The sequence below is a fragment of the Streptomyces sp. NPDC001507 genome, from assembly GCF_042894765.1.
In the GTDB taxonomy this organism is placed as follows: Bacteria; Actinomycetota; Actinomycetes; order Streptomycetales; family Streptomycetaceae; genus Streptomyces.
On sequence record NZ_JBIAVV010000001.1, the window covers coordinates 1,115,910 to 1,132,104 of the forward strand.

Below are 16,195 nucleotides of genomic sequence, written 5' to 3' on the forward strand. Positions count from 1 at the left end.
GTCGCCTCGCCGTGGCGCGGCGACGCCCGCTCTGCCGCTCACCGGAGCCCTGCGCCTCGGCGGGGGACTCAGTACACCGTGACGTCCCAGTGGTTGCCTTCGTCGCAGTAGAGGTTGCCGGAGGCGGCCTGCCACTGCGGGTAGCCGTCGCCCCGGTAGCCGATGTAGGTGAAGCTGTTGTGCACATAGCCGTCCAGGCACGAGTTGTGCGCCAGGTCGACCTTGTAGCCGTTGTAGTGGCTGTAGGTGCCCGACGCGTGGCCGACCTCCGTGCCGCCCGTGATGTTGATGGCGCAGCCGCTGGCCCGCTTCAGCGTGATCACGGCGTCGACCGTGCCGGAGTTGATCTGGTCGAACGACGTGCACGTCGAGTTGGAGCGAGTGGTGCAGTTGCCGCTGGAGCTCCAGGTGATGCCCGCGGCGGAGAGCTTCGCGGCCGCTGCCGACTGGCTCATCTTGGCGCCGCTGGCCTGGGCGGCCGGAGCCGCGACGGCGAGGGCGGCAGCGGTGAGCAGGGCGGGGACGGCGAGCCGGCGAGGACGGATGGGCACGGAGCCTCCTGCGGTGGGGGGAGAGAGGTGGGACCTGCTGACCTGGCGCCCCCACGCTAACGGGAATCGGCGCTTGGGCAAGTGCGCGTCACCGCCCCGGTCGTGGGCCCGGCGCCGCCCGTGCGGGGCACCGGGGCGGACGCGCGGAGGGCAGGTCGCGGCATGGCTGACGCACGCTTGACGACCACCTCGTTCCTCGTCCCGAACGTCTCGGCTCTGACAGGTATGCCTCTCCCGACGTACGACTCGACGTGCGCGGCGCCACCTGTCCTGCCCGCACCTCCCCGCCATCCCGGACCGCCACCGGGGCTGGTGCGTGCGGCGGCGGGCACCTCGTGGAAAAGGCTCCACGGCGTCCGGCACAGGACTCGCCCCAGAGATATGGACGGCACGTTCATTTCATGGTTATATGAACGCGTCGTTCATTTGGACGCACCTGAAGAGGAGACCCTCATGAGCACCCCCACCCCCGACCGTGTCGCACTGGTCACCGGAGGCTCGGGCGGTATCGGCCGCGTCGCGGCCGAGCGGCTCGCCCGGGACGGCTTCGCGGTCGCCGTGCAGTACGCGGGAAACAAGGCCAGGGCCGAGGAGACCGTGGCCGCGATCACCGCCGCCGGCGGCAGGGCCCTCGCGGTGGGCGGCGACATCGCCGACGAGAGCGCGATGAGCGCGGCCTTCGACGCCGTCGAGTCGGCCTTCGGCGGCATCGACGTGGTCGTGAACACCGCCGGCATCATGATCCTGGCCCCGATCGCGACGTTCGACCTCGCCGACCTCGACCGGATGCACCGCACGAACATCCGCGGCACCTTCGTCGTCTCCCAGCAGGCGGCCCGCAGGGTCCGCCCGGGTGGCGCGATCGTCAACGTCTCGACCTCCGTGGTCCGCACCCAGTTGCCGGGCTACGGCGCCTACGTCGCCAGCAAGGCCGCGGTCGAGGGCCTGACCCTCATCCTCGCCCGTGAGCTGCGCGGCCGGGACGTCACCGTCAACGCCGTCGCACCCGGCCCCACCGCCACACCGCTGTTCCTCGACGGCAAGGACGACGCCACCATCGCGAACTTCGCCAAGGCGACCCCGCTGGAGCGTCTCGGCGAGCCCGGGGACATCGCCGAGGTCGTCTCGTTCCTGGCCGGTCCCGCGCGCTGGGTCAACGGACAGGTCCTCTACGCCAACGGCGGACTCGCCTGACCCCCGCCGCGCGCACCACCGGGCCCCCCGCACTGTCATCGCGGAAAGGAACACCTCCATGTCCACCACCGGCAACGTCGTCGTCATCACCGGCGCCTCCAGCGGTTTCGGAGCACTCACCGCCCGTGCGCTGGCGGACGCCGGCCACACCGTCTACGCAGGCATGCGCCAGACCACCGGCCGCAACGCGCCCCAGGTCCGGGCCGCCGCCCACTACGCCGACGAGCACCACGTCGACCTGCGCTCCATCGAACTCGACGTGAACTCCCAGCACTCGGTCGACACCGCCGTCAAGGGGATCGAAGCCGAGCACGGCCGCGTCGACGTGCTGATCCACAACGCCGGGCACATGGTGACCGGGCCCGCCGAGGCCTTCACCCCCGACCAGCTGGCCGAGCTCTACAACGTGAACGTCCTGTCCACCCAGCGCGTCAACCGCGCCGTGCTGCCGGGCATGCGCCGGCGCCGGCGAGGACTGGTGCTCTGGGTGTCCAGCAGCAGCGTCAAGGGCGGCACCCCGCCCTACCTCGCCCCCTACTTCGCGGCCAAGGCCGCCATGGACTCCCTCGCGGTGTCCTACGCCGGCGAACTCGCCCGCTGGGGCGTGGAGACCGCGATCGTCGTCCCCGGCTCGTTCACCAGCGGCACCAACCACTTCGCTCATGCCGGCCACCCCGACGACCCCGCCGTCGAGGCCGAGTACGAGAGCCGGTACCCGGGCCTGGTGGACCAGATGGCGACCAAGCTCGCCGCCCTCGCTCCCGAGGACGCGCCCGCGTCGCTCGTCTCCGAGGAGATCGCCCGCATCGTCGCCCTGCCCGCCGGAAAGCGCCCCTACCGCGTGCACGTCGACCCCGCCGACGACGGATCCGAGGAGGTCTCCAAGACCGCGGACCGCATTCGCCGGGGCTTCCTCACCCGCATCGGCCTCGCCGACCTGCTCACCGTCCAGAGCTGAGGAATCTGCCATGAGCACCATCGAAGTCCCCGCGGCCGTCCAGGCCTTCGTCGATGCGACCAACCGCGGCGACGCCGAGGCGTTCGCCGCCGCATTCACCCACGACGCCGAACTCGACGACTGGGGCCGCGCATACCGCGGCCGCGACGGTGTGCGCGCCTGGGACCGGACCGACAACATCGGCGTACAGGCGCACTTCACGCTGGACGCGATCGAGCCCGGCGCGTCGGACGGCACCTATGTCGCGACCCTGACCGTGACCGGCAACGGGTACAACGGCACCGGTCCCATGACCTTCCGCCTGCGCGACGGGCTGATCGCGAGCCTGCGGATCGCTCCGTGACACCGCGCGTGCCGCCCCGGCGTCGCCGCGAGCGGCGCCGCCCACGACCGGGCGGGCGGGTGCGTGATCCCCGCCGGCTGCGGGGATCACGCACCTTCGGCTCATGCCAGGGCGAACTGCTGGGCGCCGGAGCCGTTGCAGTCCCAGATCTGCAGCCGGGTGCCGTTCGCGGTGGCGCCCGAGGGCGAGTCGACGCAGCGGCCGGTGGTCGGGTTGTACAGCGAGCCGTCGGTGTTGGCGACCCAGGTCTGATACCCCCCGCCGTTGCAGGTGGCCAGCTGGAGCTTCGTGCCTGCCGTGCTGACACCGCCCGCTATGTCCAGGCACCTGCCCAGGGTGCGCAAGGTCTGGCCGCTCCAGGTCCACTTCTGGTCGAGCGAGGTCGCCTGCTGGCAGTCCCAGAGCTGGACCGCGGTGCCGTCGCCGCCGGTGTCGTCACCGGCCACGTCCACGCACTTGCCGCCCGGACCGTAGATGGGGGTACCGATGGCGAACTGCTGGGCGCCGGAGCCGTTGCAGTCCCATATCTGCAGCCGGGTGCCGTTGGCCGTGGCGCCCGACGGCGAGTCGATGCACCGGCCGCTGGCCGGGTTCCGCAGCGTACCGTCGGTCTGCCGTACCCATGACTGGTAGCCGCCGCTGTTGCACGTGGCGAGCTGCAGCTTGGTGCCCGCGGCGCTGTTGGCGCCCGCGATGTCCAGGCACTTGCCGAGGGTCTGCAGGGTCTGGCCGCTCCACGTCCAGTGCTGGTCCTTGGCGGCCGACTGGCAGTCCCACAGCTGGACCGCGGTGCCGTCGCCGCCGGTGTCGTCACCGGCCACGTCCACGCACTTGCCGCCAGGACCGGTGATCGTCTGGCCGGTCACCGAGCCGCCGCCACCGCCGGAGCCGGGACCCTTGTTGTACACGGCCACCGAGTCGATGACCAGCTTGCCGCCGGAGACCGTGGCCGCGTTCGGGCCCCCGCCGAACGCGTCGGGGAACCCGCCGCCGATCGCCAGGTCGTAGATGATGAAGAAGGGGTGGTCGATCGCGTCGGACCAGGTCGTGGCGTCCACCTGGTTGGCGTTGACGGTGAAGAAGTTGTTCCCGTCGAGGTAGAACCGGATCTGTTCCGGCGACACGGAGCGGTCGATCTCCACCGCGTAGTCGTGGAAGCCGGTCTGGCAGCCGGAGCAGGCGCGCTCACCCGATCCGATGCCGGTCGACTCGTTGCACGGCCCGCCCGGGTTCACCCCGCAGTGGATCGTGCTGAAGACGGAGCCGCGGCCGTTGATGTCCTCCATGACGTCGACCTCGCCGGACTTCGGCCAGGTCACACCGGAGCGCAGCGGTGCGCCGAGCATCCAGAACGCCGGCCAGTAGCCCGCGCCGTTGGCGGTGGTGACGTTGGGCTGCTGCAGGACGGACTCGATGCGGACGACTCCGCCGGCCGGGGCGCCGAAGGACGCCGACTGGGTCTCCACGCGCCCCGAGGTCCACCCGCTGCGCGGGTCGGAACCGGAGTGCAGGGCCTGGAGCACCAGGTGGCCCTGGCCGTCGTAGTAGACGTTCGAGGTGCTGCTGGTCATGGTCTCGATCTCACCGGTGCCGAAACTGCTGCCCGGCCCGGTGTCGTACTTCCACAGGCTCTGGTCGATGCCGGTGCCGGACGCGCCGTTGAAGTCGTCGCTCCAGGTGAGCGAGAAGCCCGCCGGCGTCGGGGGCACGGCCGCCTGGGCGGTGAGCGAGCCGGTGACGGTGGCCGCCACCATGAGAGCGACCACGGGAATCAGACCGAGGGTCCTTCTCCATCTGCCGGGCTGTGGTCTTGCCGACCTCAATGTCATGTACCTGACCTCCAGTGATGTGAACGACGGCAGTGGAACAGGGCGGACTCCCGGCCCTACCCGAACTGCCACAGGTGGTCGGCGGTCCCGTTGTCGTCGTACTGGACGACGTGTGCGCTGTCGGCGGTGGACATGAGGTCGACGCCGAGGACCTTGCCGGAGTTCTTGTTGCGGATGCGGTACCAGCCGTCGCCGTTGTCGATGAGTTGCCAGAGGTGGTCGGCGGTGCCGTTGTCGTCGAATTGGACGACGTGTGCGCTGTCGGCGGTGGACATGAGGTCGACGCCGAGGACCTTGCCGGAGTTCTTGTTGCGGATGCGGTACCAGCCGTCGCCGTTGTCGATGAGTTGCCAGAGGTGGTCGGCGGTGCCGTTGTCGTCGAATTGGACGACGTGTGCGCTGTCGGCGGTGGACATCAGGTCGACACCCATGACCTTGCCGGAGTTGCTGTTGCGGATCAGCCGGTACACGGCGACCGGCTGCCACGGATGGCCGGTCGGTGAGGCGGTGGGGAACGCGGAGATCCGCAGCCGGGCGGCGCCCATCGGAATCAGCGTCACGGTCTCGACGGCAGCGGTGCTGCGCGCCGGCGAGTCCTGTACGGGGGACACCACGTGCTGCTCGTCCGCCTGCCATTCGGCGATCCGCCGCGCGGGCGCGGTGATCCGGACCGGTGTCGCGCCGCTGCCGAACGGATCGTCCGGCAGCGGTCCGGCGCTGCGGCTGAACGTCCAGGTCCCGTCGTCAGGCGCGAGTCCGTAGTTCCACGCCGTGGTGGCGTGCACCTCGTACTCGGGGAACTGGGAAGTGCCGCCGTAGCGCACGTAGTTCTCGCCGATGCGGAGCGCGTACGTGAGCGGTCCCCGGTCGACCGCGGTGACCCCGCGGCCGCCGGTCCAGGTGCGCAGCACCGTCGGCTGCGGAAAGCGCAGCGTGACGGTGTCGCCGTCGTTCCAGGTGCGCCGGACCACGGACCAGGACGGCCCGGCCGACGCGGAGACGGCGGCGCCGGCGACGGTGACCTGCGGCGATCCGCACCAGCCGGGGATCCGCAGATACAGCGGGAAGGCGAGCGGGCTCGGGGTGGAGACCGTCAGGGTGACCGTGTCGCCGAAGGGATAGTCGGTGGTCTCGGTGACGGTCACCGCGGTGCCGTCGGCGACCTTCGCGGTGACCCGGCTGGGCGCGTACATCGCGGCCGCCAGCCCCTTGTCGGGAGTGGCGAGCCACAGCTCCTCGGTGAAGTAGGGCCAGCCCATCCCGTAGTTGTGCGGGCAGCAGCGGTACTGGTCGACGCCCGGCATGAACGACTGCATGGCGAAGCCGTTCTGGAACTGGCCCTGGGACTTCGGGGTGTTGTCGAGGTCGACGCTGTTGGCGCTGGTGATGTAGTGGACGGCCTTGCCGGACGGATCGAGCGCCGCGGGCAGCGAGTTGAAGGCCAGGTCCTCGCAGCGGTCGGCCCACACCGCGTCGCCGGTGATCCGGGTCAGCAGCTGGTGGCTGGCCATGAACTCGACGATGCCGCAGGTCTCGAAGCCCTGCCGGGGGTCGCCGAATCCGGGCCGCGCGTTCTCGTCGCCCGCGAATCCGCCGCCCGGGAACCGGCCGTACGAGGTCATCACCGACGTGTAGTTCTGGTACGCCGCCTGGGTGAGCGCGGCCGACGGCGAGCGCAGCGCGTACTGGGCGGGCTCGCGGAACCCCTGCGCGATGTTGACGTTGTGCAGCGACGGCAGGTTGTCGACCCAGTCGGCGCCGTTGGCATGGATCTTGTCCGCGAGAGCGAGCAGGAACGAGTCGCCCGTGCGGTTGTAGAGCCAGAAGACGCTGTCCAGGCCGTCGCCCCAGCGCACCGACACCCAGCTCTGGTCGAACGCGGAGGGCCCCTGCGCGTTCATGAAGCGGAAGAAGCCGGTGAGCAGGGGGACGATCCGGCTGTCCCCGCTGTACTCCTGCCAGTTGCGCAGGGCCCAGGTGAGCGGCAGGAAGGGCCAGAAGTCCGGGCCGCCGCCGAGCGACGTGCGCAGCGCGGTCGGACCGAACCAGCCGTCGGACTGCCGGGTGGCCACGATCGCGTCGATCCACTGGCGCACGGCGGCCAGTGCGGTGGCGTCCTTCGTGAGGATCGCCAGGTCGACGTATCCGCGCAGCCAGTACGGGACTTCCTCCCAGCCGGTGCGTTCGGGGTGCACCCAGCCCGAGTCGGACATCACCAGGAAGTGCGAGATCGCGGCGTACTGGCCGCACAGCCCGGCGAGTTGCTGCCGCAGCCGGTTGTCGAGCCAGCCGCGCGCCGTGACCGCGCCGGGCGGCAGGCGCAGAAAGGCGGTGGGGGAGAGGGGCGCAGCGTTGGGGGAGTAGAGCCCGCCGGGGGCAGGCGCCACGCGCGCCGATGCCGCGCTGGGTGCGGTGCCGGTACCGCGCGCCGCCTGGGCGGGGTCGGCCACGGCGAGCGGGAAGGCGCTCGCCCCGGCCGCGGTGAGCGCGCCGGCGACGAGGTGTCTGCGGTTCAGGGGCATGGGGGAGCCTCCTGGCACGATCCGGGACGTGCGGGGACCAGGGCCCTGGAGCTGATCACTGAGGCGCCTGGGGTATTTCAACGTTGGAAGGTAGAGACCAATCGGCATGACAGCACGGACGGGGGACCGTGTCCAGAGGGTGCGCAGGAGCAACGGGGCGGTCCGCCGCCGTTCGGGCGGCGGCGGACCGCACTCCTTTCAGGGATGGTTCAGGACACTCGGCGCGGCGCGGGGAGGCGGGCGCCGATTCCGGGCGGGCGTCAGGCGGTGCACCCGGCCGGCGTGGCCCGTGAGGCGTCGGAGATCAGCGCCTGCTGGGCCGTCCTGAGCCGTCGGACGTCGGGCTTGACCACCTTGCGGTCGTACGTCAGCAGGCCGTTGAGCTCACCCTCGACGTCCGAGATCTGGGTGTAGACCGCGCCGTTGCCGCCCCGGCAGGCGAGCGCGTGGACCTCGGCGAGCTTGGCCAGGTAGTCGTCGGTGTAGCTCGCCGGGTCGACGTCCACGTACGACTGCTGCACCGACCAGGCGTGCCCCGGCACCGCGAGGCCGAGGCCGCCGTACTCGCCGCTGACCAGGGCGCGTCGGCCGTCGGGATGCGGCGGCAGGGCCGGACTGGGGTAGCCGTGCTCGTCCATGATGTCGCCGGTGCCGCCGTCCGCGCCGAGGTTGAGCCCGGACATGGAGTTGACCAGCCGGGTCGGGTCCCAGGACTTGGCCTGGTCGGCGATGCGGGCCATGTCGTACTGGCCCCAGCCCTCGTTGAAGGTGACCCACATGACGACCGACGGGCTGCTGTAGTGCTCGTCGATCATCTGCTTCATCTCGCGCTCGTACTCGGCGCGCGCCTGCGTGGACGGGTTCACGCCTGCCGTCATCGCGGGCATGTCCTGCCACACCATCAGTCCGAGCCGGTCGGCCCAGTAGAACCAGCGGTCCGGCTCGACCTTGATGTGCTTGCGCACCGCGTTGAAGCCCATGCTCTTGTGCATCTTCAGGTCGTAGGCGAGCGCCTCGTCGGTCGGGGCGGTGTACAGCCCGTCCGGCCAGAAGCCCTGGTCCAGGGTTGCCATCATGAAGACCGGCTTGCCGTTGAGCAGGGTGCGCGGGACGCCGTTCACCTTCTCGACCCTGACCGACCGCATCCCGAAGTAGCTGCCGACACGGTCGGCGCCGACCGTCACCTTCAGGTCGTAGAGGAACGGGTCGGCGGGCGACCACAGACGGGGGTTGTGCAGGCGCAGGGTCAGCGGTGTGCCGCTGCGGCCGGTGACCGTGGCCACCTTGCGCTTGCCCTCGTAGGCGGTCGCGGTCACCGGCAGGCCGTCGCGGACGCCCTGCGGCTCGACGGTGAGGGTGCCCGCGTCGACGTCGGGGGTGAGCTTGAGCTGGTCGACGTGGTCGGCGGCCACCGGCTCCATCCACACCGTCTGCCAGATCCCGGAGGTCGGCGTGTACCAGATGCCGCTCGGGTCCAGGCGCTGCTTGCCGACCGGCGGGTTCTCGCCGTCGGCCGCGTCGGTGGGGTCGTAGACGCCGACGATCAGCTCCTGGGTGCGGCCGGGCTTCAGCGCGTCGGTGATGTCGGCGCTGAACTTGTCGTAGCCGCCCTGGTGTTCGGCCACCTTGGTGCCGTTGACGTACACCTCCGCCCGCCAGTCGACGGCGCCGAAGTTCAGCTGCAGCCGCCTGCCGGAGCCGATCTTCCAGCCGGCCGGCACGGTGAAGGTGCGCCGGTACCACATGTGGTCCTCGTGCCGTTCGAGCCCGGACAGCTGGGACTCCACGGGGTAGGGGACGAGGATCTTCTCGCCGAGCTTCCTGCCCACCGGCGGCTGCTCGCCCGCCGTGGCCGCGGCGAACTGCCAGGTCCCGTTGAGGTTCTGCCAGTCACCGCGGGTGAGCTGGGGCCTCGGGTACTCGGGGTGGGCGTTGCCCGGCCCGACCTGGTCGGCCCACTTGGTGCGCAGCTCGTAGGTCGACTTGTTGGCACCGCTGCTCCAGAAGGAGCCGACAACGTTGCCATCCGTGCCGGCCAGTCCGCCCTGACCGTCGTAGCGCACGTCGGCCAGGCCGGACGCGGTGCCGGTCTTGTTGCCGACGACGGGTTCCTTGAGCGTGATCAGCAGTTTCCGGGGGTCGGCGGAGTCCAGCCGGGCGTCGCCCAGGGGCCAACTGGCGCCCCCGATCACGGCGTCCAGGTGGTCGCCGAGCCCGGTCGGCGGCCTGCCGAGGGGCTGTGCGAACTCCAGGGCGAGGGTGCGGCCGCTCGCCTGGACGGCGGTGGAGACGGCGCCGTCGTAGTCGAAGCCGTCGGGCAGCCGGAACGCGGACTGCGGTACGGCTGTCTTGGTGCCGCCGGGCGGGGTCCAGCGCAGGTGGAGGTTGGAGCCGCCGTAGTGCTCGAAGTACTCGACCTTGATGTCGTAGGCCGTACCGGCGGTCAGCTCGACGGGCTGGCCCGTCTGTTCGATGTCCCAGTCGTCCACCCAGTGGTCGATGACCAGCCGGCCGTCCACCCACAGCCGGAAGCCGTTGTCGCCGATGACGGAGAAGGTGGTGGGGCCGGTCTTCTCCGGGACGATCTTGCCGGTCCAGCGGACGCTGACGTCGTCCGACTGGCCGGTGGCGAAGTTCAGGCGCGGCTCCAGGGTGTCGAAGTCGAGGTTCGGGTCGAACCCGGTGGCCTTGAGCTCGTGGAAGTCGAAGGCGCCGGGGGCCGACTGGGTGTAGTAGTCGCCCCTGAGGCCGTGGACTTCGACGCGATTGTCGGCCGCGGTGGCGGCGGCCGCGGTGGCGGCGGGTGGAGCGGTGAGGCCGGCCAGGCCCAGTGCCGCGGCGAGCAGCAGGGCGAGGCGTTGCCCGAGAGGTCTGATGCGCACGAATCCTCCTTGGGTGAGGAAGGGTGGCGGCTCGTTGCTTCAGTCTGTACAACGTTGGAAGGAACGGCAGTTGGCATGAGAGCACGGCTCTCGGCCTGTGTCCAGGGACATGACAATCCCGGGGGCGCGGGGCACCCATCGACGCTGAGGAGATCCCTTGCGGGTCAGCCTGAGGGACGTGGCGGAACGCGCGGGCGTTTCGATCAAGACCGTGTCCAACGTGGTGAACAACTATCCGCACGTCACCCCCGCCATGCGGGCCCGGGTGCAGGCGGCGATCGACGAGCTCGGCTACCGGCCCAACCTGACGGCGCGGCATCTGCGCAAGGGCCGGACGGGGATCATCGCGCTCGCCGTTCCCGAGCTCGGAAACCCGTACTTCGCGGAGCTGGCCGGCGCGGTGATCGACGCGGCCGCGGAGCACGAGTTCACCGTCCTGCTCGACCACACCCGAGGCGAGCGCGAACAGGAGATCCTGGTCAGCCAGGGCTTCCGGGGCGGGGTGATCGACGGGCTGATCCTCAGCCCGCTGACCCTGGAGGCCGAGGACCTGCGGGGCCGGCCGGGCGACGTGCCGCTGGTGCTGCTCGGGGAACGCGAGTACGGCCTGCCCTTCGACCACATCGCGATCGACAACGTGGCGGCGGCCCGGTGCGCGGTGCGCCATCTGCTGGGCCGCGGCCGGACCCGGATCGCCTACCTCGGCGTGCGCACCGACTCCGTGAACCGGCCCGCCCATCTGCGCCTGGACGGCTGGCGCGCGGAGCTGGCGGCGGCCGGGGTGCCCGCCCCGGACGGCCTGGTGGTGCCGGTCGGCGGCTGGGACCGGGACGACGGCGCGCGGGCCATGGCCGAGCTGCTGGACTCGGGAGTGCGTCCGGACGCCGTCTTCGCCTTCAACGACCTGATCGCGATCGGGGCGATGCGGGTGCTGCACGAGCGGGGCCTGCGGGTGCCCTGGGATGTGGCGGTGGTCGGCTTCGACGACATCGCGGAGGGGCGGTTCGGCGCCGTCACCCTGACGACGGTGTCACCGGACAAGCAGGCCATCGCGAAGATGGCCGTGGCCTCGCTGCTGCGCAGCCTTTCGGGCCGCGCGGAGCCCGGCGGCCGCGAACTGACCGCGGAATTCAGGCTGGTGGAGCGGGAGAGCACTCTGGGCCGACGTTGACGAGATTTCGGACGGAAGGCTTTACACGACCCTTCCAACGATGTAAAAACCTCCCCTGAACGACGAGCACGCCGAGTTGACGCAAGAGCAAGTCTCCCCCGAGAGCGCTCTCAGCTCCGGGGCCGTGCCGTTTGGGGACACTCATGAAGCCCACCGCACTCGCCCGTCGCACTTCCGCTCGAACCCTTCTCGCCGCCGGCCTGGTGACGAGCCTCGCCCTCGCGACCGGCTGCACCAAGTCCGAGGACTCGGACACGAAGCCCTCCGCCGCCCAGCAGGACAACGCCGGCCAGGCGGTCGCCTCGCCCGGCACCGCCGCCGGCCCGACCTGCACCGTCGACGCCTACGGCGGACAGAAACTCGACCTGAAGACCGCCACCGTCGGCTTCTCCCAGTCCGAGAAGGAGGCCAACCCCTTCCGCATCGCGGAGACCGCCTCCATCAAGGCCGAAGCCAGGGCACAGGGCGTCAGACTGCTCACCGCCAACGCCCAGTCGCAGTTCTCCAAGCAGATCAGCGACGTCCAGGACCTCATCGCCAAGGGCGCGAACCTCCTGGTCATCGCACCGCTCAACTCCGACGGCTGGGAGCCGGTGCTGCGCACCGCGGCCGCCAGACACATCCCGATCGTGACCATCGACCGCAAGATCAACGCGACGGCCTGCAAGGACTACGTGAGCTTCATCGGCTCCGACTTCACCGAACAGGGCAAGCGGGCCGCGGACCAGATGATCGCGGCGACCGGCGGCAAGGGCGAGATCGCCGTCCTCCTCGGCTCGGCCGGCAACAACGTGACCACCGAGCGCACCAAGGGCTTCGAGGACCGCATCAAGGAGAAGGCACCCGGCCTGAAGATCGTGTTCCGCCAGACCGGCGACTTCGCCCGCGAGAAGGGCCAGTCGGTCACCGAGAACCTCATCCAGTCCAAGCCCGGCATCACCGGGATCTACGCCGAGAACGACGAGATGGGCCTCGGCGCCGTGAACGCCCTCAAGGGCGCCGGCAAGAAGCCCGGCGACGTCAAGATCGTGACGATCGACGGAACCCGCAACGCCGTACAGGGCATCGTGGACGGCTGGATCTACGCGGTCATCGAGTCCAACCCGCGCTTCGGGCCGCTCGCCTTCCAGACCCTCGGCACCTTCACCAAGGGCGAGAAGGTCGGGCAGGACATCGTCATCAAGGACAGCGCCTACGACAAGAGCAACGCCCGGGCGGACCTCGGCAAGGCCTACTGACATGCTCTCGGTCACCCGGCTGTCCAAGACCTTCCCCGGCGTGCGCGCGCTGGCCGACGTGGACTTCACCGCGCGTGCCGGACACGTGCACGCGCTCGTCGGCGAGAACGGCGCCGGCAAGTCGACGCTCATCAAGGTGCTCACCGGCGTGTACCGGCCCGACCACGGCGAGGTGACCTACGCCGGGGAGCCGGTCCGCTTCACCACCCCGCTGCAGGCCCAGCAGGCGGGCATCTCCACCATCTACCAGGAGGTCAACCTCGTCCCGCTGATGAGCGTGGCCCGCAACCTGTTCCTCGGCCGCGAGCCGCTGAACCGGCTGGGCCTGATCGACTTCCGGCGCATGCACCGGGAGGCCGACGAGGCACTGCGCGGACTCGGCATCCGGGTCGACGTCCGCCGGCCGCTGCGCGAACTCGGCGTCGGCGCCCAGCAGATGGTCGCGCTCGCCCGCGCCGTCGCCGTCGACGCCCGCGTGGTCATCATGGACGAACCGACGTCCTCCCTCGAACCACGCGAGGTGCAGACCCTGTTCGAGGTGATCCGCATGCTGCGCGAGCGCGGCGTCGCGGTCGTCTACGTCAGCCACCGCCTGGACGAGCTGTACGAACTGTGCGACACGATCACCGTCCTGCGCGACGGCCGCGTCGTGCACACCGGCCCGCTCGCCGGCCTCGACCGGCTGCGGCTGGTGGCCCTGATGCTCGGCCGGGAGATCGGCGAGGTACGCGCGGAGGGCATGACCAAGTTCTCCGGCTCGCACGACACACAAGCCGAACCGGTCCTGACCGCAACGGACCTGACGGTCCGGCACCAGCTGCGGAACGTGTCGCTGTCGGTCCGCCCCGGCGAGGTCGTCGGCCTGGGCGGACTGCTCGGCTCCGGCCGCAGCGAGACCGCGAAGGCCATCGCCGGCGCCCTGCCCACCGACACCGGCCGGGTCGCCGTCGCCGGTGTCCCGGTGCGGCCGGGCTCGACCGCCGCCGCGATCCGCGCCGGTATCAGCCTGCTGCCGGAGGACCGCAAGAGCGAGGGCATCCTGCCGGGTCTGTCGGTCCGTGAGAACATCGCGCTCGCCGCACTTCCCGGCCTGTCCCGCTTCGGCCTCGTCGACGACGCCCGGGTCGACCGGATCGTGGAGACGTTCATGAAACGGCTCCGCATCAAGGCCGCGGGCCCGCACCAGACGGTGGGTGAACTCTCCGGCGGCAACCAGCAGAAGGTCCTGCTGGCCCGCTGGCTCGCGATGCAGCCGAAGGTCCTGCTCCTGGACGAGCCGACCCGCGGCATCGACGTCGGCGCCAAGGCCGAGGTGCAGGCGCTCGTCGACGAACTCGCCGACGACGGCCTCGCCGTGCTGCTGATCTCCTCCGACCCCGAGGAACTGATCGAGGGCAGCGACCGGGTGGTGGTCCTCAAGGACGGCGCCGTGGTCCGCGAGCTGACCGGTCAGGCCGTGACCGAGGGCGAGCTGATGCGCGCCATCGCCGCCGTACCCGCTGGAGGGAGCGATGACTGACCTCACCCTCGCGCCCGGCACGCCGGACCGCGCCCGGCTGCTGCGCCTGCTCCAGGACTACGGCGTGTACACCGGCGTCCTGGTGCTGCTGCTGTTCAACTTCGCCTTCACCCCGCACTTCGCCTCCGCGGAGAACTTCCGCACCCAGGCCGTCCAGGTCGCCCCCGTCCTCATCGTCGCCCTGGGCATGGCGCTGGCGATCGGCACCGAGGGCGTCGACCTGTCGGTGGGCTCGGTGATGGCCCTGGCCACCTCGCTGCTCTCGCTCTACCTCGGCTACGGGCCCTGGATCGCCACGTTGACCGCGGTGGTCGCCGGTGCCGCGGTCGGGGTCGCGAACGGCGCGCTGATCGCGTTCGTCGGCGTCCAGCCCATCGTCGCCACCCTCGCCCTGATGGTCGCCGGACGCGGCCTGGCCCTGGTCCTGCTGCCCCAGCTCAAGGACGTACACGACCCGGGCCTCGCGGCACTCGGCTCCGGCGACGTGTCGGGCGTGCCCTACCTGGTCCTCATCGCTGCGGCGCTCGCCCTGCTGGTCGCCTTCGTGATGCGCCGCACCACCTTCGGACGGCAGGTCCTGGCCATCGGCGACAGCCGGGCCGCCGCCCGGCTCGCCGGCCTCCCGGTACGCCGGGTCCTGGTCGTGGTCTACGTCTGCTCCGGTGCCCTCGCCGCGGTCGCGGGCGTGCTGGCCACCGCCCGCCTCGCCGCGAGCGATCCCACCTCCCTCGGCACTCTGATGGAACTGTCCGCCATCACCGCCGTGGTCGTCGGCGGCACCCCGCTCAGCGGCGGCCGGGTGCGCATCGGCGGCACCGTCGCGGGAGCCGTGCTCATCCAGTTGCTCACCACCACCCTCATCAAGCACGATCTGCCGCCGTCGTGGACCCAGATCGCCCAGGCCGTGGTGATCGTCCTCGCCGTCTGTGCGGCCCGGGAACGAGGCAGGCGATGACCACGCAGACCGAAGAGGCCGGAATGCCCCCCGACACCGCGAGCCGCAGGGGCGCCGCTGCCGGGCCCACGAACCGCTCCGAGCGGCTGAGCGGCCTCGCGCAGCAGCACGGTGCCCTGGTCACCCTCGTGATCGCCATGGCCGTGGCGTCGCTGAGCTTCGACACCTTCTTGACGGGCGACAACCTGGAGAACATGGCGCTGTCCTCGGCGTTCCTCGCCGTGGTCGCCCTCGGCATGACCTTCGTGATCGTCACTGGCGGCATCGACCTGTCGGTGGGCTCGCTGTTCGCCCTCGGCGGGGTCCTCGCCGCCTGGGGCTCGCGGTACGGCACCGCGGTGGCCCTGCTGCTGCCGCTCGCCGTCTGCGGACTGATCGGCCTGGTCAACGGAGTGCTCATCGCACGGGTCCGGCTCGCGCCGTTCATCGTCACCCTGGCGGCGATGCTGGGCGCCCGGGGCATCCTGCTGGCCGTCACCGACGAGGGCTCGACGACGTATCTCGTCGACAAGGACTCCTTCTTCGCCACCCTCGGGCAGAGCTCCCTGGCCGGCATCGGCGTGCCCGTCTGGATCACCGTGGCGCTGTTCGTGCTCGGCGCCGTCGTGCTGCGCCGGACCAGATTCGGGCAGTACGTCTACGCGGTCGGCGGCAACGAGGACGCGGGAGCCCTGATGGGCGCGCCGGTGGCCCGTACGAAGATCTCCGTCTACACCCTCTCCGGTCTGTGCGCCGGGCTCGCCGGCGCGCTCAACGCGGCCTGGCTGCTGTCGGGCGTGACCATCCTCGGCAACGGCATGGAACTGGAGGCCATCTCGGCCGTGGTCATCGGCGGCACGCTGCTCAGCGGCGGTTCCGGCTTCATCAGCGGCTCCCTGGTCGGCGTGCTGCTGCTGAAGGTCATCCAGAACGTGATCAACCAGATCGGCGCGCTCGACTCCGCCTACCAGCAGGTCGTCAGCGGAGCGTTCCTGGCCGTGGTGGTGGTGGCCCAGACCTGGCTGGGCCGGAGACGGAGGGTGCTGTGAAACTT

At 70.8% G+C, this 16,195-nt stretch carries 12 protein-coding genes; 8 read left to right on the forward strand and 4 right to left on the reverse strand.

Features of this window, described 5'->3' with window-relative positions; genetic code table 11:
* Window positions 1-68: 68 nt before the first annotated feature.
* Window positions 69-551: a hypothetical protein gene (locus ACFY0K_RS05000; protein WP_390638633.1), complete on the reverse strand. Its 483-nt coding sequence runs from the start codon at window positions 549-551 to the stop codon at window positions 69-71.
* A gap of 453 nt (window positions 552-1,004) precedes the next feature.
* Here ACFY0K_RS05000 and ACFY0K_RS05005 point away from each other — a divergent pair, with 453 nt between their 5' ends.
* Genes ACFY0K_RS05005 through ACFY0K_RS05015 form a run of 3 tightly spaced genes read left to right on the forward strand, consistent with a single transcriptional unit; the run spans window position 1,005 to window position 3,046 of the window.
* On the forward strand, window positions 1,005-1,745 hold the full coding sequence (locus tag ACFY0K_RS05005) for an SDR family oxidoreductase (RefSeq protein ID WP_390638634.1): 741 nt from the start codon (window positions 1,005-1,007) through the stop codon (window positions 1,743-1,745).
* A gap of 58 nt (window positions 1,746-1,803) precedes the next feature.
* Window positions 1,804-2,703, forward strand: a complete 900-nt coding sequence (locus tag ACFY0K_RS05010; protein WP_390638635.1) for an SDR family oxidoreductase — start codon at window positions 1,804-1,806, stop codon at window positions 2,701-2,703.
* Window positions 2,704-2,713: 10 nt separating this feature from the next.
* On the forward strand, window positions 2,714-3,046 hold the full coding sequence (locus ACFY0K_RS05015) for a nuclear transport factor 2 family protein (protein WP_390638636.1): 333 nt from the start codon (window positions 2,714-2,716) through the stop codon (window positions 3,044-3,046).
* 101 nt (window positions 3,047-3,147) lie between these two features.
* Here the strand turns inward: ACFY0K_RS05015 and ACFY0K_RS05020 are convergent, their stop codons facing one another.
* The 3 genes from ACFY0K_RS05020 to ACFY0K_RS05030 all read right to left on the reverse strand — a co-directional run bounded on the left by ACFY0K_RS05020 (window position 3,148) and on the right by ACFY0K_RS05030 (window position 10,279).
* The gene (locus ACFY0K_RS05020; RefSeq protein ID WP_390638637.1) at window positions 3,148-4,812 is read right to left on the reverse strand and encodes a ricin-type beta-trefoil lectin domain protein; all 1,665 of its coding nucleotides are present in this window, start codon (window positions 4,810-4,812) and stop codon (window positions 3,148-3,150) included.
* 119 nt (window positions 4,813-4,931) lie between these two features.
* Window positions 4,932-7,397: an RICIN domain-containing protein gene (locus ACFY0K_RS05025; protein ID WP_390638638.1), complete on the reverse strand. Its 2,466-nt coding sequence runs from the start codon at window positions 7,395-7,397 to the stop codon at window positions 4,932-4,934.
* A gap of 260 nt (window positions 7,398-7,657) precedes the next feature.
* Window positions 7,658-10,279 carry a PA14 domain-containing protein gene (locus ACFY0K_RS05030; RefSeq protein WP_390638639.1) on the reverse strand — a complete coding sequence of 874 codons (2,622 nt, stop codon included), beginning with the start codon at window positions 10,277-10,279 and terminating at the stop codon, window positions 7,658-7,660.
* Between the two features lie 157 nt (window positions 10,280-10,436).
* On the opposite strand from ACFY0K_RS05030, the gene ACFY0K_RS05035 reads away from it, so the two are divergent.
* The 5 genes from ACFY0K_RS05035 (at window position 10,437) to ACFY0K_RS05055 (ending at window position 16,190) form a co-directional block, all read left to right on the forward strand.
* Window positions 10,437-11,450, forward strand: a complete 1,014-nt coding sequence (locus tag ACFY0K_RS05035) for a LacI family DNA-binding transcriptional regulator (RefSeq protein ID WP_351962437.1) — start codon at window positions 10,437-10,439, stop codon at window positions 11,448-11,450.
* A 143-nt stretch (window positions 11,451-11,593) separates the two neighbouring features.
* Window positions 11,594-12,688, forward strand: coding sequence for an ABC transporter substrate-binding protein (locus tag ACFY0K_RS05040; protein ID WP_390638640.1), 1,095 nt, complete (start codon window positions 11,594-11,596; stop codon window positions 12,686-12,688).
* Window position 12,689: 1 nt separating this feature from the next.
* Complete coding sequence (locus ACFY0K_RS05045) at window positions 12,690-14,207, forward strand: sugar ABC transporter ATP-binding protein (RefSeq protein ID WP_390638641.1); 1,518 nt, start codon at window positions 12,690-12,692, stop codon at window positions 14,205-14,207.
* Entirely contained in the window at window positions 14,200-15,162 is a 963-nt protein-coding gene (locus tag ACFY0K_RS05050; protein ID WP_390638642.1) for an ABC transporter permease, read from the forward strand. The genes ACFY0K_RS05045 and ACFY0K_RS05050 overlap by 8 nt, the downstream gene beginning before the upstream one ends.
* 23 nt (window positions 15,163-15,185) lie before the next feature.
* Window positions 15,186-16,190: an ABC transporter permease gene (locus ACFY0K_RS05055; RefSeq protein ID WP_390638851.1), complete on the forward strand. Its 1,005-nt coding sequence runs from the start codon at window positions 15,186-15,188 to the stop codon at window positions 16,188-16,190.
* Window positions 16,191-16,195: the final 5 nt, after the last annotated feature.